This window comes from Pedobacter nutrimenti (genome assembly GCF_032678445.1).
Lineage (GTDB): Bacteria > Bacteroidota > Bacteroidia > Sphingobacteriales > Sphingobacteriaceae > Pedobacter > Pedobacter nutrimenti_A.
Genome location: NZ_JAVTSQ010000006.1, coordinates 176,804 through 198,446 on the forward strand (window position 1 = coordinate 176,804; position 21,643 = coordinate 198,446).

The window sequence follows — 21,643 nt, forward strand, 5'->3', positions numbered from 1 at the left end:
GATAAATACTCATGAAAATTCTAGTCATTGAAGACGAACAGGCACTTTTAGAAAGCATTCTGGCTTATTTTATAGGCGAAGGAAATATCTGTGAGTTTGCCTCCAACTTTGCATCTGCATCTGAAAAGATTGCGCTTTACAATTACGATTGCATCTTACTTGACCTCGGCCTTCCGGATGGTGAAGGACTTGAACTGTTGTCGCAACTGAAGCAGATGAAGAAAAAAGACGGCGTCCTTATCCTATCGGCAAGACATTCTCTTGATGACAGACTTGCCGGGCTTGATCTTGGTGCCGACGATTATTTGGTGAAGCCTTTTCATCTTTCTGAGCTAAAGGCAAGAGTAAGTGCAATTGTGAGAAGAAAAAATTTCGATGGTGATAATTTGATCATATTCAATGAAATTAAAGTCGATGTATCTGCTATGAAGACTTCTGTATCCAATAATCAAGTAGTGCTTACCAAAAAGGAATTTGACCTGCTCGTTTATTTTCTTGCCAATAAAAATAAGATAGTGACAAAAAATGCCATGGCCGAACACCTATGGGGAGATGAAATGGACCTTTCAAATGATTTTGATTTTATTTATACTCACGTAAAAAACCTGAAAAAGAAATTGGCTGAAGCAGGTGGAAAAGACTATTTACGTTCGATATATGGAATCGGATATAAATTTGGAGAGGCATGAAGCTATCAACCAGATATAATCGTGCAAACCTATTGACTTCGTTGGTTATCCTAATCATTACAGGTATTATTTATTATGTAGTCATTCACTTTATATTAACAGAAAGACTGGACCGGGATTTGGCAGTAGAAGAGAACGAAATTCGTCAGTATACACAGACCTATCAGAAATTACCGCTTCCAGCCAGTTATCTGGATCAACAGGTTTCTTATAAGGAGATTAATGGCGATGTATCCAATATACGGGATTTCAGTTACACAACCTATGTCAATCCAAAGGAAAACGAGGTAGAACCTGGCAGAAGTCTGGTTACTACCGTAACTTTAAAAGGCAGGATCTATCAGGTTACAATTACCAAGTCCAGGGTAGAATCTGAAGATCTTGTACGTATTATCTTACTCATTACACTGGGTGTAACCGTTGTGTTATTACTTTCATTAATTCTCATAAATCGGTTTGTATTAAGCCGGTTGTGGAGGCCATTTTATTCTATCCTGAACAGAATGAAGACTTTTGAAGTGACAAAAATGGAAACCATAAAGGAGGAACCAACGCAGGTAGATGAATTTAGGGAACTAAATGAATCTGTAAACGCTATGGCAAAAAAGGTCAGGCAGGATTATAAGGAACTCAAAAGTTTTACAGATAATGCATCGCATGAAATGATGACTCCTCTGGCGGTGATCAACTCCAAGCTTGACTCCCTGCTTCAGACAGAGGCCTTTACAGAGCAACAAGGACATCTCCTAGAGGATATTTATCATGCGACCGGAAGACTTTCCAGGCTTCATCAATCACTTCTGCTGCTGGCTAAAATTGAAAATAATTTTATTCCGGATGCCGAGAATATCGATATTCAGGAGATGCTTGAGGGAAAGATCAGGCAATTCCACGAATTATTTGAGAAGGATGGGTTAGAAGTTAATGGGAAGATGGAAAAAACCGAAATTACAATGAGCAGATACCTGGCAGATATCCTTTTGAATAATCTTTTCAGCAATTCAGTCAGGCATAACCATAGAGGAGGCCGTATCGATGTAAAACTTTTCTCTGACATTATGATAATTTCCAATACAGGTAAAGACAAGAGCGTTCAGGACAGGATCTTTGATCGTTTTTCTAAATCTGCCGAATCAGAAGGAATGGGGCTTGGATTAGCAATCAGTAAGCAGATTTGCACCTTATATGGATTTGAGCTCGAATACAATTATTTAGACAATATGCATTCTTTTAAGGTTTATTTTAAAAAGAGTCTTTAACAGACCGGCTAACAAGATGAAATGAATTTATGTTTTACAGAGTATATTAACGGAAAACCTACTTTTTTTAGGGAAAAGATTCTTTGTGGTTTTCTAAAAGATGAACAAACCAGACATTTCCAACCCAAGCTCCATACCATACGGCGAAAAAGGTCTGATATAAACAGTTTGGCAAAGGAGTGGTCTGTTGGAGAAACCATTCAATTTTGCACCTCTTTAATTTCGGGGGTAGAGCTACCATTTGGCCTTGAAACAAATTGTGTCCTTCTACAAGAGATTAGTATGGCTTGGAATGACAAGAAAATACCCGATATTAGGATTGATGGAAGACTTCTAACTTCTGCCGAGGTTCATGAATTGGCAATTAATGATGGTTTTGAAACGTTGGACGACTTTCTCAATTATTTTGCCACTGATTTTAGCGGTATCCTGGTCCACTGGACAACTTTTAAATATTGATAATATATTTATGATCTTAGAACTCATTAAACAGCCATGGCCATGGTATACTTCTGGAGTAATCATTGCACTAATTATGCTTACCTTGCTTTTCTTCGGAAAATCATTTGGCTTTTCATCTAATCTTCGCACCATTTGCAGTATGATGGGAGCCGGTAAAAAAGTGCGCTTTTTTGATTTCAACTGGAAGACTCAGAAATGGAATTTATTTTTTCTTATAGGTGCAGTCGTCGGTGGGTATTTATCCTCTACATTTTTAGTAAGCGATGCCCCTCTAAATTTATCCAAATCAACCATTGCTGATCTATATAAGCTCGGAATTCACTTTGACGGCGGTTTAAATCCATCTCAGTTATTTGATTTTGAGTCGCTTGCCTCGATTAAAGTCGTATCACTACTCTTATTCGGGGGCATTCTTGTTGGCTTTGGAAGCCGGTATGCTGGAGGTTGTACATCTGGTCATGCCATCAGCGGCCTTTCAAATCTCCAACTCCCTTCATTAGTAGCGGTTATCGGCTTCTTTATTGGTGGTCTTATCATGACACATTTTTTATTTCCAATTATTTTTTAACAATGAAGTTCTTCAAATACATTTTTACAGGAGTAATTTTTGGAATCGTAATGGTTAAATCTGAAGCGATGTCCTGGTACCGTATTCAGGAAATGTTCCGTTTTCAATCTTTCCACATGTACGGAATCATTGGCACTGCAGTGATTTGCGGAGTAATTGCTGTGTTTTTAATCAAAAAAACTGGAATGAAAGATCTAAGCGGACAACCTGTAAAGTTTCAAAACAAAGATAAAAACTGGAGGAAATACATCATAGGAGGGACCATTTTCGGTCTTGGCTGGGCGCTCACCGGGGCATGTCCAGGACCAATTTTTGTGGGTATAGGTTATGGTTACATGGGAATGGTTGTTGTAGCAATTGGCGCTTTAGCAGGCACTTATTTATACGGAGTTGTTAAAGATAAATTGCCTCATTGATGACCTTAATCAGATGGATTATTCAACTGTTTATTTATTCAATCCATTATTTATAACTCGGTATTGTTTTGGAGAAATACCCATTATTTTTTTAAACAATCTTGAAAAATAATAGGGATCATCATAACCAAGGCTGATGGCAACTTCCTTGATTTTAGTTTCCGTGCTGTACAACAAGTGACATGATTGCTGGATTTTTAACTGTATAAAATATTCCATAGGTGAGATTCCTGTAGATTGACGGAATAAACTTGAAAAGTGAGAGGCTGAAAGTTTATGACGGGCCGAGAAATCTTCCACAGTGAATTTATTAGCCAGTTCACTCCGCATAAAAACAATTGTTTCCCTGACTATTCCTTTATCCTCGTTTCCTGTAAAATGCTGTTCGGGGTATAGAAAAGTAGATAAAAAATAATACAGACACATATTTGCGTTATTCAGGTTGTCTTTACTATATCCCATTTCAAGGCATCGATACATTTCGTTCCAAATCTGAATTCCTTTTTCATTATAATGGACTTGTTGGGGACCGTCACCCAAGGTAATATTCAACGCTTGGTTAAAAGCATTGATCTCTTTGCCGCTAAAGTGCACCCAAAATATGGTCCAGGGCTGATCCTGATCGGCGGCATATTTTATATAGCTTGTGGTTGCTGGAATTTGAAAATACTGGTTAGGGCCAACTTCATATCTTTTCTTATCAATCATATACCAACCTTTTCCACTAATACAATAAATAAAAATATTGTCTTCGCAACCTTTTCTACGCTCACGAAAATGTGAGAATGCCTTAGGGAAATAGCCTATATGGGTAATAAAAACTTGATTCAAAAGGGCATTTACAGTGTCGGTGTTCTTGTAGATCATATTAGGCAAACTGATTAACTTTTGCCCTTCAAATCCATCTCTTACTTTCTTCTTGCGCTTATTATCTGCTGTACTTAACGTCATATATAGCTGGGATTGTTAGCTAAAGCTACTGTTTTAATCGAATAATCCATTAAAATAGAGAGATAATTCATTGCTGATTGATCCATATGGGATTAGTTTTGATTTCTAACTAAATATTTACTGATTATCTATAATACGGGATAAATGATAAAGAAAATACAGATAAATGACCTACGTTTTCCCCTGGGTAAAGGGGCAGGAAGTGATGCTATCCATAGCGACCCTATCTATTCTTATGCAGTGACCAATTTGATTGACGACAGCGGTCTAACAGGAACAGGGTTTGCTTTTACACTGGGGGAAGGAAATGACCTGGTCTGCAAAGCAGCTCAGTTTTATGCAGAGCAGTTGAAAGGTAAAGATATTGAGGAACTGATGTCTGATTTTGGAGCATTGTTTAATCAGCTTTCTAATGAACAACAGTTCCGCTGGCTAGGCCCTCATAAGGGCGTGGTACATTTGGCTCTAGCTTCCGTAACCAATGCTTGTTATGATTTATGGGCAAAGAAAAGGGGAGTACCACTCTGGAAATTATTAATTGATCTTTCAGCAGAAGAAATCGTAAATACACTTGATCTTTCTTACCTTGAAGATGTACTTAGCCCAGAGCAGGCATTAAAATTACTGAAAGATAATTCTGCAGGTAAGGAAAACCGTTGTGAGATACTCAACTCAGGTTATCCTGGTTATGACACCTCTATTGGTTGGTTCAATTATAGTGACGAAAAGGTACGCGAAAACTGTATCAGGGCCGTTGCAGAAGGATTTACTGCAATGAAACTGAAAGTGGGAAGCAAGGATTCAGAAAGAGACATCCGCCGATCTCACATTGTACGCGAAGTAGCGGGACCAGACATCAAAGTGATGCTGGATGCCAACCAGCAATGGACCTTGCCACAAGCACTTAAGATATGCAAGGAATTTCAAAGTATGCATCCTTATTGGATTGAGGAACCAACTCATCCCGATGATGTAATGGCACATAAAACCTTGGCAGAGGCTATTGCACCAACTAAATTAGCACTTGGTGAACATGTTCCAAATCGCATTATCTTTAAAAATTACCTACAAACAGGATCAGCAGGTTTTATGCAACCAGATGCCGTAAGGTTAGGTGGTGTCAGTGAATTCATTACAGTTAGTTTACTCTGCCGGAAATATGGTATTCCAGTTGTTCCTCATGTGGGGGATATGGGTCAATTGCATCAGCACCTGGTTCTCTTTAATCATATTTCCATGGGGCATGAAGCCTTGTTCTTAGAACATATACCACATCTGCAAAAACATTTTGTCCATCCTGCCATCATTGAAGGTGGAGTTTACAGAACTCCAATGGAAGCGGGAAGTAGTTGTGACTTGATTCATTAATATTGAAATTATGTTAAAATCTCTAGACTTGTGCATCAGTATTGCATATCTGCTTGGTATTCTGGTAATAGGACTGTGGACAGGAATCCGCCACCGGCGCAAAAGCAAAACAAATACTGCCGGTGGTTATTTTCTCGCCGGAAAAACCCTTAAATGGCCAGCTATCGGTCTGGCACTTTTTGCTACGAATATATCCACCGTACATTTGGTTAGTTTGGCACAGAGTGGCTTTGACAGTGGTTTACTCAACGGAAATTTTGAATGGATGGCCGGTGTAACACTGGTACTTCTTGCCTTATTCTTTGTGCCATTTTATATCAAATCCGGAGTAGCCACTTTACCAGATTTTCTAGAAAAGCGTTATGATCGTTCAAGCCGAGACTGGTTGGCTGTGATCTCTGTGGTTTCAGCTATCATTATTCACATCGCATTTTCTATGCTCGCTGGCGGTATTGTGCTAAAAACACTATTTGGATTGAATATGTACCTCAGTGTCATCGTCATTTGTATTATAACAGCTATTTATACCATCATTGGTGGATTAAAAGCCGTAGTAGTCACCGAGTCAATACAAACTGTAGTCTTGTTAACAGGGGCATTTATCATCAGTTACGCTGCTTTTAACAAAATGGGTGGCTGGAGTCATATGACAGATGTTTTGAAAAACACTGGTGAAATGAATAAACTGTCTATGTTAAGGCCATCTGGTGACAGCAGTGGAATGCCCTGGTATACCGTGTTTTTAGGTTACCCCATTTTAGGAATCTGGTACTGGTGTGCCGATCAAACCATTGTTCAGCGTGTGTTGGGTGCTAAGGACGAAAATCATGCGAGGGTTGGATCTTTGTTCTGTGGCTTTCTTAAAATCCTTCCGGTATTCATTTTTGTTTTGCCTGGTTTACTGGCCTATACCTTATCAAAATCGGGCCATTTAGACATCAGCAGCTTAGGTGTAGACGACAAAGGACATGTTAATTCAAAAGGAATTTATACATTGATGATTACACAACTTTTACCTACGGGCCTAGTTGGTGTATTGGTGGCGGCCCTTTTATCCGGCCTGATGAGTCAGGTGGCAGGTGCACTAAACTCCATATCCACCATGGTCAGTTATGATATGTACCAACGGTATCGTCCTGATGCATCAGATAAGCAATTGATTTGGGCAGGTAAGATATCAGCTGGTGTCGCACTTGTTTTTTCTCTTGCACTATTACCATTATTGGGGAGATATGAAAGTATTTTTAGTGGCATCAACGACATCATTGCGCATATTGCTCCACCAATTACATGTGTATTTCTACTCGGTGTATTTTGGAAAGGAGCCTCTGCAGAGTCAGCAAAGCTGACTTTATGGATTGGTTCTGCCTTAGGTGTAATTGTCTTTGCTATAGGTAAACTATTTCCTGAAAGTATAATTGGACATATTCCCTTCATGATGATGGCCTTTTACCTGTTCTGCATTTGTCTGATCGTACAAGTCAGCTTTTCACGAATCTATCCTGTAAAACATACTCCGGAAAGCGTACAACTCTTCTGGAAATCACCTTTAGAACCTTTACATGATGCAGGTTGGAAAGGTTTTGGTAATTATAAGGTGCTGTCGGTATTGCTACTTTTAGTAACAGGCGTACTATACTATATATTTAGATAGATGACTAAAAATTCAAAAATGAACCCGTTGGAAACGATGTTATTATCAGGTAAAGTAATTTTTCTTACAGGAGGATCTATGGGAATAGGTCTGGAATGTGCTAAGGCTTATGCCGCAGCAGGCGCTTACGTTGTTATTGTAGCATCTTCGGAACCATCTGTTAAAGAAGCAGTAAAGCTGTTGGGAAAGGAGCATCATGGAATTGTTTGTGATGTTTCTTCGGGAGAGCAGGTTGAGAAGGCCATACGCGAAACCCTGGACAAATTTGGAAAGATTGATGCCATTCATAACAATGCAGGTATTGCCAGCCCTTCCAAACCCCTGCATGAAACCAGTGATGAAGAATGGCGGAAATTGATGGATGTGAATGTAATGAGTGTTTTGTTTACCACCCGCTTTGGTTTCGAAGAACTTAAAAGAACCAAAGGATGTATTTTGAATACCAGTAGTCTTGTTGGTGAAATAGGCCAGGAAAATCATGCAGCCTATACCGCAACAAAAGGTGCATTAAACACACTAACCAAATCAATGGCCCTTGATTATGCGCGTTATGGCATCCGCGTTAACGCTGTCCTTCCGGCCGGAGTATGGACGCCTATGTTACGTGAATGGTCTAAAGAGCAACCAGATCCAAGCTCCATAGAAAAATACCTCGATGATATTCATCCTTTAGGCTATTGCCCTGAAGGCGATGTGATTGCCGATGCCTGTGTTTTTCTTCTTTCTGATCAATCCAGATTTATTACTGGCACCATTTTACCAGTTAGTGGCGGGGCAGAACTTGGTTACCGGAGAAATTCCTAAGACATCATCATCAATGCTTGCTTGTTTTTTGTAATTTAGAAAAACATATAAAAATCAACAGATGAAGCAACCGATACACAAATATTCTTTCTGCATAGGCTTACTGGTTTTAATAACCGGTTTACTCTATTCATTTACATATACCAAATCTGGCTTAAATGCCAGGGATTCTACAGCTCTGTCAGCTGATTCGGCAAGTTATTTAAAGCAACTACTTAAGTATAAAGCTAGTGATCATCTGTTGGCCGTAGGATATGTGGTTGCCGATGGTAACGACCCCGAAGCATCAACCAATTTATCAAACCTTCCCGACAGTCTCGATATTGTCTCCCTTTTCGTAGGCTATGATCCAAATCCAGATCATTGGAGGGCGGCACAGAAGAAGGGGATTAAAATTGTGAAAACAATAGCACCCAATAGTGCTTATTTTGATCACTCTGTAAATGATCCCATTACCAAAACCCCAGGTTATGTACGCCCCGCAGGTATAGATCCCAATGTAGCAAAAAGTACAAGTACATACGACCATTATGCAAAGAACAAGTATATGGAATACGTTGTTCAGAATAAATGGGATGGGCTTGATGTGGATATTGAAACAGGAATGTTCGGTGCTGAGGTACCTGCATACAACGCTGCGAAATTCCTTTCTGCCCTGGCAAAGTATTTCGGCCCGAATTGTACCAGCTGTACCGTTAATTCAAATGGAAAAAAGCCGCTTTTCATTTACGATACAGACGTTATTTTTACAGGTAGAAATATAGGTTATGATGTTCTTTTTGTACCATTTAAATCGAATTACGACTATGTTTACTTTCAGTCATACATAGGAGGTAACCGCGCCTGGCGCGGTGCTGGAATCCAGGATTTCCCTCCAATTGTTAAGGCATATGGAAGTAAATTTATAGCGCTTGTAAATGGGGATCAATATATTTATGCAAATGGCGGTCAGGACTCCACACCAGATGGCGATGCTAAAACTGTGGCCTCGCTTCTGAGTTATGCACAATGGATGAAAGACAATAATGGCGGGGGAGCAGGGGCCTATAGAATGAGCCGCGACTACAATCATAAGCCTGTTTTTAAAAACATCCGTGATGCGATACAAATTATGAACCCGGTTAAGGAATCAAAATAAAAAAGCTTCTGATAACAGAAAAGGATTTAGGCCCTGCAGATCACAGAAGGATCTGCAGGGCCTATTTTATTTCTTTGCAATTCTATAGAATCGTCCACCGTCGGTTACAGCATAAAGCGCTCCATCTTTACCAACAGCAAGGGCGCGGAAACGCTCCCCCTCACTTTTTAAAAACCGCTCTTCACCAACAACCTTATTATTTTTGATCACCAGCCGAACAATATGCGTACTGCTCAAACCTCCAACAAAAAGGTTACCTTTCCATTCAGGAATAACGTTACTGTTATAAAAAGCAATTCCTGAGGGAGATACAACAGGATCCCAATAATAAACAGGCTGTTCCATACCTTTTTTTTGCTGGATACCATCACCAACTTTTTCACCACTATATTCTATACCGTAGGTGATCACCGGCCATCCATAATTTTTTCCTGGCCGGATGATATTGATTTCATCGCCGCCTCTTGGACCAAATTCAGACTCCCATAGTTCGCCAGTTAGTGGATTTATAGCCAATCCCTCCGGGCTACGAAGACCTAAGGCATAAATTTCCGGCCTGGCATTTGGAGTTTTAGAGAAAGGACCGCCAGGAACAGCTTTTCCATCCTTCGTAATATGAATGATCTTTCCGAGAGATGAATTTAAGGCTTGGGCCTGCATCCGAATGTCATTCCCTGAGCGCTCACCAGTACTTACAAATAAGTTTCCATTCTTATCAAAAACGATACGGGAACCAAATTGAAGTGTTCCTTTATAGGCCGGGGTGGCACGGTAAATCACTTGTATATTTTCGATTTTAGTTTCATCCGCAGATAATTTTCCTTTGGCAATCGCTAATAATGTACCGCCAGATGTCTGTTCAGAATAATCCCAATAAATCATTCTGTTGGTGGCGAAATGCGGATCAATGTTAACATCGAGCAGCCCACCTTGTCCATCAGGTACAACTTTAGGTAAACCTGTTATTTTCTTTACTATTTTTCCGGTAGTAGTTATAATACACATGGTTCCCAGCTTTTCAGAAACTAAAAAACGTCCGTCGGGTAAAACACAGATTCCCCAGGGATGTTCCAGGTCTTTACTTAATAAAGTAACAGAGACAGGTGCTTTGGTTTTTACACCTGCAATACGCGTTTGCCCCGTAAATGCGGGCTTGTATTTTGTATTCGCTGGCTGGGTTTCCACCGGAGATTGGGCGTCACCATGGTTACAAGCAAATATAGAAATCAGGCCGACAACAAAGAGGGTAGATGCTTTTTTACTAATAGGTTGCATAATTAAAAAAGGTTGTTAGGTGAATGAATTGGAAAAACGGAATGCGTAATCAATTTATAAATTTTATTCGATATTGTATAAAAATATCGAATATGAGGTAGCGTTAGCTCGATGACATACGTTAGTACACTAACCAAATTAAACTTTTATGAAACAGATTTCTACTATCTTCTTATTTTTCGGACTACTTCCGCTATCCTTAAAGGCACAACAATTAGAAATTCGTGCCAACTTAAATTCAGGTCTTTATTCTTATCGGGGCGCCGGGGCAGAATCCGTTTCCAGGATCAACAGTGCAACTTATACGAATAACCCTTATGGATCAAAAGGAGGACTCAGCTATGGCCTTTCTTTTAACATCAGGAAAGTAACCAAGCATCAATTTATTTATGGTGCTGATTTAGGCTATGAAATGCTAAGAAGCAGGGTGAATCTGGAATATCAAGATGTAATTGGTGATATAGCATCCTCTTTTAAAGGTAACACCTATCTAAATAATTCTTTTATAAATTTGTTTCCATATATGGGTGGGCGTTTCCTTCTTAGCAAACGTACCTTTGATATAGTGGGGGGAATGGACATAGGATATATTTTGAGTTCTACCGAAAAGGGAGATGCAAAATCTACAGACAATGCAGCCTTTCACATTCAAACTTCCATTGATCGATTAAACAGGAAAAGTGATCTTAGACCAAGAATTCAATTGTCTACAGAATTTGACCATGGGATTGGTGTTTACATTGCTTATTCCCATGGGATTCAAAATTATAAAGAAAAGGTACTTGGAGGTGGTAAAAGTGATACCTATTCCCGGATGTGGCGATTTGGTCTTTCTTATCGATTGAAATCCTAGAGGTCGGTGTGGATTTATACAAAACTTAGTTCATTGCATTTTAGCCATTATGCTAAGTCTTTTTTATAGCTTTACAGCAATCGAACCATGAAAAAACTACTCTTACAAATCCTATTTCTGTTTTTAATCTCCAGCACAATTTATGCCCAGGAGAAGACCCAACCATTAACTATTGGTATTACAACACTGCTAGAATCCAAAGAATTAGGTGAAACCCGTAAAATTAACATCTACCTGCCAGAGGACTATAAGGAAACGGATACAACTAAATACCCGGTAATTTATATCCTTGATGGTGGTCTGGAAGAAGATTTCATTCACATCACAGGGATAGTGAGGTACAATACCCAACCCTGGGTAAACCGGTTCCCAAAATCTATAGTTGTAGGAATAGAGAATACCAACCGTCGGAGAGATTTTACCTTTCCAGTGCCTGACCTGGATTTTCTAAAAAAAATAGGCTTTAAAAAAGAGCAGTATCCACAATATGGAGGCTCTTCCTTGTACATCAATTTTTTAGAAAAAGAACTGCAGCCTTTTATGGACAAACATTATCGGACAAGCCATTTTAACACCATAGTCGGTGAATCCCTGGCAGGTCTTTTAGCATCCGAAATCTATGCCAATCATAGAAACTTATTTAATAACTATATGATTATAGCACCGAGTTTGTGGTGGGGAAATGAAGTCTTAGTCACAAAACTGAAACCGGCAGCAGATCAAGACTCCAGACATATGGTCTATATTGGTGCTTGCAATAAAGACGAAGATCTGGTTATGTACCAGGATGCGTTAAATTTCAGTAAAGTTGTTCAGAAAACGGCAGGAAAAAACACCGCTGTATTTTTTGATTATTTGCCTCAGGAAATCCATTCAACTGTAATACACCAGGCGGTATACAATGCCTTCAAGTTATTTTATCCCAAAACTGAATATCAGAAATAAAATATGGCTGAAGAAAGTTCGATCAACAAGCTTCTGACGTTTATAAAAACCAGAGTAAGCCTCACGGAGGAGGATGTACGCCTTATTGAAGACTCCTTTAAACCTGTTTTGTTCCCTAAAAACAGAATAATTGAAGAACAGCAAGAGATACCAAAATACATCTATTATATCATTTCCGGCTATCTGCGGTTGTTCCATTATAACGATCATGGAGATGAAGTTACCTCACATATCAATTGCCCTCCCGGCTTCATTACTTCATACAGCAGTTTCATTAATCAAAAAACATCCACAGAAAACCTGGAAAGTATTACAGAATCTGAGTTGTTAAGAATAACTAAAAAAGACCTTGACAGGCTTACGCAGAGAAGCATCGCGATGAAGGATTTTAGTATTTCCGTTTTTCAGCAGTCCATTGAGTATAATGAAAATCGCTCTAAAGAATTGGCCACACTCACTGCAGAACAGCGTTACAGGAAACTGATGGATACTTTTCCTGATATCTTACAGAATGTACCAATTGCTTATATCGCATCCTTTTTAGGCATGAAACCGGAAAGCTTAAGCCGCATACGCAGAAAAGTAGCTAGCCAGCACGATTAACTAACAAAAGTCAAGTGTAAACGAATTCCTACTGCTGAATTTTGTGTTGTGATTTAAATATAAAATTATGACACAGAAAAATTTAGCATTGGTTTCAGGAGCCAATGGACATTTGGGAAATAACCTGATCAGACTGCTTCTAAAAAAAGGCATTCCAGTTAGAGCAAGCGTAAGAAATATTAACAATAAAGTTCCATTTCATGGGTTGGATTGTGAGGTTGTTGAAGCTGATATCACCGATAAAGCATCTTTTGTAAGAGCGCTGCAAGGGGTAGAAACGTTCTACGCCGTTGGTGCATCATTCAAACTATGGGCAAAAGATCCAAAAAAAGAGATTTATGATGTAAATCTGCAGGGTACAAGAAATACAATTGAGGCTGCCGCCGAAGCCGGAGTAAAGAGAATTGTCTATGTCAGCTCAATTGCAGCTTTAGATTACACCAGTTTACCTGCAAAGGAGAGCAATGGCTATAATAACGACCGAAGAGACATGTATTACAATTCAAAAAATGATGGCGAACAACTGGCATTAGAACTAGCCAGGCAACTCGGCATTGAATTGGTTGTGGTCATGCCATCTGCAATGATCGGAGGAGTGGCTTCTTTGCCCTTAAATGTTTCCTATGGTGTATTAAAACTCATCTTGAATAAACAGATCCCGGTTGATACCAAAATAACCATGAACTGGATAGATGTAAAAGATGTCGCCGAAGGATGTCACTTAGCTGCTGTTCGGGGAAGAAGCGGCGAACGCTATATCTTAGCCAATGAAAAGTGCCTCACTATAACAGGCACCACAGTACTGGCAAAGAAATTACATCCCGAATTGAACTTAAAAGTACCAGGAACAGTTCCAAAGCCGGTCTTGTTTACCATTGCCTGGCTAATGGAACTTGTAGGTAAATGGAAAAATCAGGCACCCTTATTAACCAGGAAGGATATTGCTATGTTTTCCGGATTACAGCAAAATTTCGATATTTCCAAGGCACGGAATGAGCTCGGATTTAATCCGGTTAGCCCTGAGCAAGCTGTAGAGGAAGCTATAGAATATTTATTGCAACATCAGTCGCTTTTAAAATAGAAGGATCGAAAACTAAGGCCGCATTAAAATGCGGCCATCAAAATTCAAGCCTTCTTTTTGTCTATTTTCAAAGATTTTACGATCCAGGGCAGGGAGATGCTATTGAATAGTAAGTGGGAGTGTAAAGAAAAACGTTGAGCCATGACCACTTTTACTTTCCACCCAGATTTTTCCACCATGTCTTTGAACAATCTCTGCGCTCAAATACAGACCAATTCCAAAACCAGAAATATTCTGTGTGTGGTTACTTTCCACGCGATAAAAACGTTGAAATAATTTATCTACATCTGCTTGCTGTATCCCAATACCTTCATCCGTTATACTCACCTGTACTTCCGCCTGTTTAATTTCACAGTTAATTTCAATGCGTTTTCCTTTAGGAGAGTATTTTACTGCATTACTAAGTAAATTTGAAATTACCGATCCTATTTTATCCCGATCTGCATATATGTTTACGGGCTGGCAATTCGAAAGCGACAAAATATGTCCGTCATCAATATGCGTGGTTTCCTCCACAATATCTTTGATCAGCATATCAAGCTGAAAATTATCTTTATGGAGTTGGATTTTCCCAGATTCCAGGCGAGAAATATTTAGAAATCCATTGATCAGCGTGTTCATTTTTTTTACCTGACCAAGTGCCCGCTCCATAGTATTGGTTACGAACGTATCTTCAATTCCTTTTAGTTTAGCTTTTAATAACTGAACGTAGCCGGTGAGGGAGGTTAACGGTGTTTTAAGTTCATGGCTAACCATTCCAATAAAATCATTTTTACGAAGTTCATCTAACTTTTGTTCAGTAATCTCTATCAACAGACCTGAAAAATGAGTTAAATTTCCGTTTGAATCCGGATATAGGCGACCAAAAACCCTTAGCCAACGATTTTTTCCATCATTACGGCCCTGGACTGGATATTCAACATTAAAATACTCATTTCTGTTGAGTGTGGCATAAAGCATATCCCTGACTTTTTCCCTATATTCTTCTGCGATATTTGAAATGGCGTCTTCGGCAGTCATCGGATCGTTCGAATGATATCCATACAACTCTTTCATTCTATCTGATGCGATGAATTGTTTGCTGTTTCTGTCCATATTCCATGTACCAGCGTTCGCAGCCTCAATCGAAAACCTTAACATACTTTCTGCCTTTTCGGTTTTCTTTCTCGAACGTTCCTGTTCTTTTATCGTATTCTCAATTTTTTGAAAATTAAGTACCTTTTCCGTTGTTTCTGAACAGATGACCAAAACACCACCAGGCATGCCTGATTCATCATCAACTTTACTATAACTAAATGTCCAGTACACATCCTCCAGCTGATTATTTCGATAAATAGGTATCAGTTGATCCTCACTCCAGGTAGAGGGGCCGCCCTGCATGACCTGATCAATAAGCGGTTTAATTACCGGCCAGATTTCCGGCCAGCATTCTGCTCCATGCTGCCCTAAAGCTTTGGGATGTTTTCCCTCATTACCAAGACTTGGCCGGTAAGCATCATTGTAAAACTGAATCAATTCGTCACCCCACCATAAAAACATAGGAAATTTTGACTTCAGCATAATACCTATTGTGGTCAACAAACTTAGAGACCAGTTTTCAGGATCGCCTAAAGTTGTTTCTGACCAATTATAAGCTCTGGTGAGTCTTCCCATTTCACCACCATCTTTTAAATATTGGAGATGGGACTTTGCATTCGGGTTCTGAGGCATTTTGAATTTTGTGGCTTTATGTGACGCATAAAGATAATTATTTCTATAATAGAATAGTCCCTGAGTTAAAATCAGCCGAATAAAACTCTTGCTTTGAAAAACTCTTGTTACACACCATAGTTAGCTCATTTTCGGGCGCTCTTTTTGCACGTAAATAAATAAATCGACAAGGGATTATGTTTATATTTATTCTATGCTCAGAAAGTTTATAGAGAGACCGGTACTAAGTACCGTTATTTCAGTGCTCATTGTATTATTGGGCATATTAGGTCTGGTGAAGTTGCCCATTGCGCAATATCCCGATATTTCACCTCCCACTGTACAAGTTTCAGCTACCTATGCCGGAGCAAATGCAGATGTCGTATTAAAGAGCGTAATTGTTCCGCTGGAACAACAAATTAATGGGGTAGAAGGGATGACCTATATTACCTCATCTGCCACAAATACAGGTACGGCATCTATTAGTGTTTTCTTTGGGGTAGGTACAAACCCGGATCAAGCTGCCGTTGATGTACAGAACAGGGTATCGGCGGCAACCAGTTTGTTGCCACAAGACGTTATTAAAGCTGGTGTTACTGTCCGTAAACAGCAGAGTAGCAACTTACTGATCATGTCTCTCTATAGCGATAAGCCTGCCTATGATCAAACATTTCTTCAGAATTACGCAGCAATTAACATCATTCCCCAATTACAGCGTGTCAATGGAGTAGGGGCAGCAAATGTTTTTGGTTCAGCGATGACCTATTCTATGCGGATTTGGTTAAAGCCCGATGTCATGCAGATCTATGGCGTAACAGCCACCGATATATCCAATGCTATAAATGAACAAAATCAGGATGCTGCACCAGGTTATTTTGGAGAAAATGATCATCAGACTTTTCAATACGTAATTACCTACACCGGCCGCCTTCAATCTCCTGAAGAGTTTGGAAACATTATTGTTAAATCCACAACAAAAGGCCAATACCTAAGGCTAAAAGATCTGGCAAGGATAGAACTCGGTGCACAAACCTATACGGGTTCCACCGCTACAGATGGAAAGCAATCTGTAGGTATATCGATTAGCCAGACACCTGGTAGTAATGCGCGCGATGTTATTAATAAATCTAAACTGGTTCTTGAAAAGGCACAGAAAGCTTTTCCTGCAGGTATCAAATCTATTTATCTGGTAGACGTCAATCAGTTTTTAAATGCTTCAATTGACAAGGTGGTCCATACACTTGTTGAATGTTTTCTGTTGGTGTTTTTGGTCATCTTTATTTTTCTTCAGGATTTTAGATCGACCATTATTCACGGGATCTCTGTTCCGGTAGCCATTACAGGGACATTCTTCTTTCTATATCTCTTTGGATTTAGTATTAACCTGCTTACTTTATTTGCATTGGTACTGGCCATTGGTATTGTTGTGGATGATGCGATTGTGGTTGTAGAGGCTGTACATGCGAAATTAGAAAGTGGTTATAAATCTCCAAGAAAGGCTGCAATTGATGCTATGAGCGAAATTTCGGGAGCAATCGTATCCATTACTTTAATCATGGCTGCAGTATTTGTTCCGGTTACTTTTATAAGCGGCTCAGCTGGTGTATTTTACAGGCAATTCGGAATTACATTGGCCATTGCAATCGTAATTTCTGCTGTTAATGCTTTAACCCTTTGTCCAGCATTGGCCGCCATGTTTTTAAAACCTCCCTCGCATATTAAGGAACAGGAAAAGAAAACGCTCATGCATCGGTTCGGTGTTAGTTTTAACGCCGCTTATGATGGACTCACAAGCAAATACGCCCGCGCTGTAAAATTTCTCATGGCCAAAAAATGGATTGTTGTAGTCGCTATAGGTCTGTTCATTGCAGCGTTTTATACCTTGATGAAATCTACGCCTTCCAGCTTTGTCCCTAGTGAGGATATGGGGACTATTTTTGTCAACATTACCCTTCCCCCGGGGTCTACAATGGATAGGGTTAAGGCTGTAGCCATCAAAGTAGATTCCATTTCCAGAACAATCCCTGAAGTACAAAATACCATGCGTACCATGGGACAAAATTTTATAGGCGGTAGTGGAAGTTCTTATGGTATGGTCATTATCAGGCTTAAACCCTGGGACCAGCGGCCTAAAGTAAGCAATAACGCTGTTATTAAAGAGCTTACAAAGAAGACTGCAAACATAAAAGAAGCCAGTATTCTATTCATGTCGCAGCCAACGATAACGGGTTTTGGAACCAGTGGTGGTTTTACTTTTCAATTGGAAGATCAGGGTGGTCATACCACAAGTCAGTTTTATGGCGTAGCAAAAGAGTTTTTAGCACAGTTGAACAATCAGCCGGAAATTCAATATGCTTCCACCTCTTTTAACCCTAATTTCCCTCAATATCAGATGAGTGTGAATGTGGCAAAATGCAAAGATGCCGGGGTGTCTGTTTCAGATGTATTGGGTGCTATGCAGGCCTTTTACGGCAGTTCGTATACGTCCAATTTTAATGAATTTGGACAGCAGTACAGAGTAATTATCCAGGCAGATACAAATTACAGGGCAAATCCGCAGGGTCTTAACCGAATCGGAATTAAAACCAGTAGTGGCCTAATGACACCCATTACTGAATTCATTGCCCTCAAAAAAGTGTACGGGCCGGAAAATGTAACCCGGTTTAACCTGTTTAGTTCTATGTCTGTAAGTGGCTCACCAAATGACAACTACAGTACCGGCCAAGCACTACAAGCTATCCAAAGGACGGCAGATAAGTATCTGCCTGCAGGTTATGGCTTCGAATATTCAGGCATTAGCCGCGAGGAACAGAACAGTGGTTCACAGACACTCTATATATTTATTTTATGTCTCGCCTTCGTTTATCTGCTGTTGAGTGCCCAGTATGAAAGTTATTTACTTCCGCTTGCAGTCTTATTTTCATTGCCGGTGGGTTTATCCGGAGTATTTGTATTTGCAAAGGTTTTTGGTCTGGATAACAATATCTATATGCAAATATCCTTAATTATGCTGATCGGGCTCCTCGCAAAGAACGCCATTTTGATGATTACATTCGCTATTGAAAGAAGGGAAAAGGGGATGAGCATATTAGATTCAGCGATAGAAGGGGCTAAAGCCCGTCTAAGACCTATTTTAATGACGTCCTTTGCATTCATATTTGGGTTAATGCCATTAATGTTTTCTAGCGGGGTAGGCGCTAACGGTAACCGTTCAATTGGTACAGGTGCTATCGGTGGAATGCTTTTTGGTACACTACTGGGGGTATTTGTTGTTCCTTCTTTATTTGTGATTTTCCAGACATTGCAGGAAAAATTAAGAGCAAACAAAATTAAGGAGGAAGAATAGATAAATACCAGATTTAATTTTCGTTATTTTTATTTAAAATTAGATTGCTATGAAAAAAATCCTTTTCACCCTTGCATTGGCTGCTACAGTATTTTCTGTGTCAGCACAAACTGCTGCTCCGGCCACCGCACCAAAACAGCACGCTACAAAAAAAACAAGTATCCAGGCTGTTCCTCAGTCTGCAGATCAGCGTGCTGTAGCCTATTCCAAAGAATTGCAGAAAAAACTTTCTCTGGATGATGCGCAGTATACCAAAGTATTGGCCGTTAATACCGAGTGTATCCGTCGTAAGGATGCGTTAAAACAAAGTAAAAAACAAGATCCGGGAGGTTCGAAAGCAATTTCTCAATACCGCATGGAGCAGTATCAAACTATTCTTAAACCAGATCAGATAACCAAATTAAAAGCAATGAACGCACAAGGGGGCAAAAAGGGCAATTAATCTTCCTTTATCTATTATTACACAAGATAATGGACCTTGAAGACAAGGTCCATTATCTTGTGTTTACAATCTCTACTTAAATCGTCCTTAATGAATTTTCCTTTTAAAGAAGTAAGAAAGAAAATACTGACCGGAGACTTTTCCGGTTTATTTAAGCCCAATAACCAAACAGGGTATATCCATCCTTCAGAAGTTGCTAAATTATTTATTTCAATTCCGGTCAATAAGGCCATTGAAGCGTTCAACTCATTTCAGGAAGAACAGCAGGTAAATGTTCTACCTTATTTAGATGTACAACTCCAGAAGCGGATCATAACAAGTATATCTAAAGACAGAGCATCTTATATCCTTAACAACCTTAAGTCAGATGACCGTACCATTTTTTATTCCTCCTCTAAAGGAGTGGAACTTTCTCGTCTCCTCGGGTTTTTAAATGAGGAAAATAGAACGGCGGTTGAACATTTACTAGGTTACTCCAATAAAAGCGTTGCCAGAATTATCAATACGGATTTTGCTGCCGTAGATCGAACTATGACAATCGCAGAGGCAAGTGAATATTTACGTTTGAATCATAAAGATACAGAAGCTGTAAATGTAATTTATGTGTTGGATAACGAAGGTAAACTTATTGATGATGTGCCAATTAGAAGGTTAGTGCTAACTGAAAACTACAAGAAGATTGAAGACATATTGGATGGCTTTTGTACAAGTTTAAAAATCACTGATACAAAAGAGGATGCCGTCCAAAAGTTCAAAGAGTATGACAGGGTGGTACTCCCTGTCATTAATGATGAGAATATTTTGCTTGGCGTGGTCACAGTTGATGATGTTATGGACGTGGCCGAACAAAAAGATACTGCAGAAATCCAGAAATTTGGAGGTATTGAAGAGTTGGATTTCCCTTATGTAAAAACTCCTTTCTTCTCATTATTGAGAAAAAGGGCAGGCTGGCTCATCATTCTTTTCCTTGGAGAAATGTTAACCGCAACTGCAATGGGATATTTCGATGGGGAGATTTCAAAGGCCGTTGTGCTTGCCCTATTCGTTCCTTTAATTATCTCCAGTGGTGGTAACAGTGGTTCGCAGGCAGCCACATTAATTATCAGGGCCATGGCATTGAAAGAGCTCTCGTTAAAAGACTGGTGGTATGTAATGCGACGAGAAATTTTATCTGGTTTGGTTTTAGGTATTATACTAGGTGCAATTGGTTTTGTGCGAATTTCTATATGGCAAAATTTTCAATGGTATAACTATGGGCCTCACTGGTTGTTACTGGCCACCACTATATTCTTTTCTTTAATTGGTATTGTGTTATGGGGAACCTTAAGTGGATCGATGGTGCCGATGATCCTAAAGAAATGTAAAATTGATCCTGCTACCTCTTCAGCACCATTTGTAGCGACCCTGGTAGACGTTACCGGCTTAGTAATTTATTTTAGTATTGCCGCAATCTTCTTAAAGGGCACTTTGCTGTAGTCATTTTTACGCTTGCGGCTATTGACAAGTATAGAATTGTAAACATTGAAAATATTTGTGTGGATCATAGTTATTATTTATCTTAGTTAATAAGATATTTGTAGACTAAGATAAATAGACCATAGAAATAGCACCTGGATGCCAACAAAAAATACAGCATGGAAGAAGAACACATCAGAAGAATCAGAAAATTAAATCAATCCTATGCATATACATCTCTTCAGATGCATGAGGCGATTGCCGGAACAGCGGGGTTTTCAGGTACAGATCATAAATATTTAGGCTTTCTGTTAGAAAGAGGGCAGATGACGGCAGGAGAACTTTCAAATTTAATAGGCTTGACCACAGGGGCGGTTACCGGTTTGATCGATAGATTTGAAAAGAAAAAATTAGTAAAAAGACAGCATGGTGAAGACGATAGACGAAAGGTTTTTATTGTACCAGATACGGAAAAAATAATGGAGCTTTTGGCTCCGCTCTATCAAGATTTTAGAAATAAGTCAGCAGAATTGACGGCTTCGTTTTCAAACGACGAAATTAAAATCATCGAAAGCTACCTCTCAAAATCAGTGGAGATCATGAAGGAGATAACGGCAACGCTGAGAAGTAAATAATATAAAAATA

The 21,643-nt window shown here is 39.4% G+C and carries 19 protein-coding genes; 16 read left to right on the forward strand and 3 right to left on the reverse strand.

Annotated elements, in window-relative coordinates:
• Positions 1 to 11 precede the first annotated feature (11 nt).
• From R2S08_RS12270 to R2S08_RS12285, 4 genes are all read left to right on the forward strand, one after another.
• Complete coding sequence (locus tag R2S08_RS12270) at positions 12 to 689, forward strand: response regulator transcription factor (protein ID WP_316835450.1); 678 nt, start codon at positions 12 to 14, stop codon at positions 687 to 689.
• Positions 686 to 1,948 carry a HAMP domain-containing sensor histidine kinase gene (locus R2S08_RS12275; protein WP_316835451.1) on the forward strand — a complete coding sequence of 421 codons (1,263 nt, stop codon included), beginning with the start codon at positions 686 to 688 and terminating at the stop codon, positions 1,946 to 1,948. Before R2S08_RS12270 ends, R2S08_RS12275 begins: the two co-directional genes overlap by 4 nt.
• Positions 1,949 to 2,300: 352 nt before the next feature.
• Positions 2,301 to 2,978 (forward strand): YeeE/YedE family protein, encoded by a 678-nt coding sequence (locus R2S08_RS12280; protein WP_316835452.1) that lies wholly within the window; start codon positions 2,301 to 2,303, stop codon positions 2,976 to 2,978.
• 2 nt (positions 2,979 to 2,980) lie between these two features.
• Positions 2,981 to 3,394 (forward strand): DUF6691 family protein, encoded by a 414-nt coding sequence (locus R2S08_RS12285; RefSeq protein ID WP_316835453.1) that lies wholly within the window; start codon positions 2,981 to 2,983, stop codon positions 3,392 to 3,394.
• Positions 3,395 to 3,424: 30 nt separating this feature from the next.
• Here R2S08_RS12285 and R2S08_RS12290 read toward each other — a convergent pair whose 3' ends face one another.
• Positions 3,425 to 4,345, reverse strand: coding sequence for an AraC family transcriptional regulator (locus tag R2S08_RS12290; protein WP_316835454.1), 921 nt, complete (start codon positions 4,343 to 4,345; stop codon positions 3,425 to 3,427).
• A 144-nt stretch (positions 4,346 to 4,489) separates the two neighbouring features.
• On the opposite strand from R2S08_RS12290, the gene R2S08_RS12295 reads away from it, so the two are divergent.
• The 4 genes from R2S08_RS12295 (at position 4,490) to R2S08_RS12310 (ending at position 9,309) form a co-directional block, all read left to right on the forward strand.
• Positions 4,490 to 5,713, forward strand: a complete 1,224-nt coding sequence (locus R2S08_RS12295) for an enolase C-terminal domain-like protein (protein ID WP_316835455.1) — start codon at positions 4,490 to 4,492, stop codon at positions 5,711 to 5,713.
• A 10-nt stretch (positions 5,714 to 5,723) separates the two neighbouring features.
• Positions 5,724 to 7,367, forward strand: a complete 1,644-nt coding sequence (locus R2S08_RS12300; protein WP_316835456.1) for a sodium:solute symporter — start codon at positions 5,724 to 5,726, stop codon at positions 7,365 to 7,367.
• Positions 7,368 to 7,385: 18 nt separating this feature from the next.
• A complete protein-coding gene (locus tag R2S08_RS12305; RefSeq protein WP_316835457.1) occupies positions 7,386 to 8,171 on the forward strand; it encodes an SDR family oxidoreductase in 786 nt (261 codons plus the stop codon).
• 61 nt (positions 8,172 to 8,232) lie between these two features.
• Positions 8,233 to 9,309, forward strand: a complete 1,077-nt coding sequence (locus R2S08_RS12310; RefSeq protein WP_316835458.1) for a glycoside hydrolase family 18 — start codon at positions 8,233 to 8,235, stop codon at positions 9,307 to 9,309.
• A gap of 66 nt (positions 9,310 to 9,375) precedes the next feature.
• On the opposite strand, the gene R2S08_RS12315 is transcribed toward R2S08_RS12310, so the two are convergent.
• Positions 9,376 to 10,584, reverse strand: a complete 1,209-nt coding sequence (locus R2S08_RS12315; RefSeq protein ID WP_316835459.1) for a PQQ-dependent sugar dehydrogenase — start codon at positions 10,582 to 10,584, stop codon at positions 9,376 to 9,378.
• 148 nt (positions 10,585 to 10,732) lie between these two features.
• Between R2S08_RS12315 and R2S08_RS12320 the strand changes: the two genes are divergently transcribed.
• The 4 genes from R2S08_RS12320 to R2S08_RS12335 all read left to right on the forward strand — a co-directional run bounded on the left by R2S08_RS12320 (position 10,733) and on the right by R2S08_RS12335 (position 14,066).
• Positions 10,733 to 11,437: a hypothetical protein gene (locus R2S08_RS12320; protein ID WP_316835460.1), complete on the forward strand. Its 705-nt coding sequence runs from the start codon at positions 10,733 to 10,735 to the stop codon at positions 11,435 to 11,437.
• Between the two features lie 87 nt (positions 11,438 to 11,524).
• On the forward strand, positions 11,525 to 12,382 hold the full coding sequence (locus tag R2S08_RS12325; protein WP_316835461.1) for an alpha/beta hydrolase: 858 nt from the start codon (positions 11,525 to 11,527) through the stop codon (positions 12,380 to 12,382).
• Between the two features lie 3 nt (positions 12,383 to 12,385).
• The gene (locus R2S08_RS12330; RefSeq protein ID WP_316835462.1) at positions 12,386 to 12,985 is read left to right on the forward strand and encodes a Crp/Fnr family transcriptional regulator; all 600 of its coding nucleotides are present in this window, start codon (positions 12,386 to 12,388) and stop codon (positions 12,983 to 12,985) included.
• A gap of 67 nt (positions 12,986 to 13,052) precedes the next feature.
• Positions 13,053 to 14,066 carry an NAD-dependent epimerase/dehydratase family protein gene (locus R2S08_RS12335; RefSeq protein ID WP_316835463.1) on the forward strand — a complete coding sequence of 338 codons (1,014 nt, stop codon included), beginning with the start codon at positions 13,053 to 13,055 and terminating at the stop codon, positions 14,064 to 14,066.
• Between the two features lie 99 nt (positions 14,067 to 14,165).
• On the opposite strand, the gene R2S08_RS12340 is transcribed toward R2S08_RS12335, so the two are convergent.
• A complete protein-coding gene (locus R2S08_RS12340) occupies positions 14,166 to 15,776 on the reverse strand; it encodes an ATP-binding protein (RefSeq protein WP_316835464.1) in 1,611 nt (536 codons plus the stop codon).
• Between the two features lie 193 nt (positions 15,777 to 15,969).
• On the opposite strand from R2S08_RS12340, the gene R2S08_RS12345 reads away from it, so the two are divergent.
• The 4 genes from R2S08_RS12345 (at position 15,970) to R2S08_RS12360 (ending at position 21,633) form a co-directional block, all read left to right on the forward strand.
• Complete coding sequence (locus tag R2S08_RS12345; RefSeq protein ID WP_316835465.1) at positions 15,970 to 19,101, forward strand: efflux RND transporter permease subunit; 3,132 nt, start codon at positions 15,970 to 15,972, stop codon at positions 19,099 to 19,101.
• A gap of 49 nt (positions 19,102 to 19,150) precedes the next feature.
• Positions 19,151 to 19,543, forward strand: a complete 393-nt coding sequence (locus R2S08_RS12350) for a hypothetical protein (RefSeq protein WP_316835466.1) — start codon at positions 19,151 to 19,153, stop codon at positions 19,541 to 19,543.
• 90 nt (positions 19,544 to 19,633) lie between these two features.
• Positions 19,634 to 21,019, forward strand: coding sequence for a magnesium transporter (mgtE, locus tag R2S08_RS12355; RefSeq protein WP_316835467.1), 1,386 nt, complete (start codon positions 19,634 to 19,636; stop codon positions 21,017 to 21,019).
• Between the two features lie 158 nt (positions 21,020 to 21,177).
• Positions 21,178 to 21,633: a MarR family winged helix-turn-helix transcriptional regulator gene (locus R2S08_RS12360; RefSeq protein WP_316835468.1), complete on the forward strand. Its 456-nt coding sequence runs from the start codon at positions 21,178 to 21,180 to the stop codon at positions 21,631 to 21,633.
• The last annotated feature ends 10 nt before the right edge of the window (positions 21,634 to 21,643 follow it).

Coding starts and splice junctions, on each gene's coding strand:
- R2S08_RS12270 (WP_316835450.1), top strand. CDS start 12: ATGAAAATTCTAGTCATTGAAGACGAACAGGCACTTTTAGAAAGCATT.
- R2S08_RS12275 (WP_316835451.1), top strand. CDS start 686: ATGAAGCTATCAACCAGATATAATCGTGCAAACCTATTGACTTCGTTG.
- R2S08_RS12280 (WP_316835452.1), top strand. CDS start 2,301: ATGAATTGGCAATTAATGATGGTTTTGAAACGTTGGACGACTTTCTCA.
- R2S08_RS12285 (WP_316835453.1), top strand. CDS start 2,981: ATGAAGTTCTTCAAATACATTTTTACAGGAGTAATTTTTGGAATCGTA.
- R2S08_RS12290 (WP_316835454.1), bottom strand. CDS start 4,345: ATGACGTTAAGTACAGCAGATAATAAGCGCAAGAAGAAAGTAAGAGAT.
- R2S08_RS12295 (WP_316835455.1), top strand. CDS start 4,490: ATGATAAAGAAAATACAGATAAATGACCTACGTTTTCCCCTGGGTAAA.
- R2S08_RS12300 (WP_316835456.1), top strand. CDS start 5,724: ATGTTAAAATCTCTAGACTTGTGCATCAGTATTGCATATCTGCTTGGT.
- R2S08_RS12305 (WP_316835457.1), top strand. CDS start 7,386: ATGAACCCGTTGGAAACGATGTTATTATCAGGTAAAGTAATTTTTCTT.
- R2S08_RS12310 (WP_316835458.1), top strand. CDS start 8,233: ATGAAGCAACCGATACACAAATATTCTTTCTGCATAGGCTTACTGGTT.
- R2S08_RS12315 (WP_316835459.1), bottom strand. CDS start 10,584: ATGCAACCTATTAGTAAAAAAGCATCTACCCTCTTTGTTGTCGGCCTG.
- R2S08_RS12320 (WP_316835460.1), top strand. CDS start 10,733: ATGAAACAGATTTCTACTATCTTCTTATTTTTCGGACTACTTCCGCTA.
- R2S08_RS12325 (WP_316835461.1), top strand. CDS start 11,525: ATGAAAAAACTACTCTTACAAATCCTATTTCTGTTTTTAATCTCCAGC.
- R2S08_RS12330 (WP_316835462.1), top strand. CDS start 12,386: ATGGCTGAAGAAAGTTCGATCAACAAGCTTCTGACGTTTATAAAAACC.
- R2S08_RS12335 (WP_316835463.1), top strand. CDS start 13,053: ATGACACAGAAAAATTTAGCATTGGTTTCAGGAGCCAATGGACATTTG.
- R2S08_RS12340 (WP_316835464.1), bottom strand. CDS start 15,776: ATGCCTCAGAACCCGAATGCAAAGTCCCATCTCCAATATTTAAAAGAT.
- R2S08_RS12345 (WP_316835465.1), top strand. CDS start 15,970: ATGCTCAGAAAGTTTATAGAGAGACCGGTACTAAGTACCGTTATTTCA.
- R2S08_RS12350 (WP_316835466.1), top strand. CDS start 19,151: ATGAAAAAAATCCTTTTCACCCTTGCATTGGCTGCTACAGTATTTTCT.
- mgtE (WP_316835467.1), top strand. CDS start 19,634: ATGAATTTTCCTTTTAAAGAAGTAAGAAAGAAAATACTGACCGGAGAC.
- R2S08_RS12360 (WP_316835468.1), top strand. CDS start 21,178: ATGGAAGAAGAACACATCAGAAGAATCAGAAAATTAAATCAATCCTAT.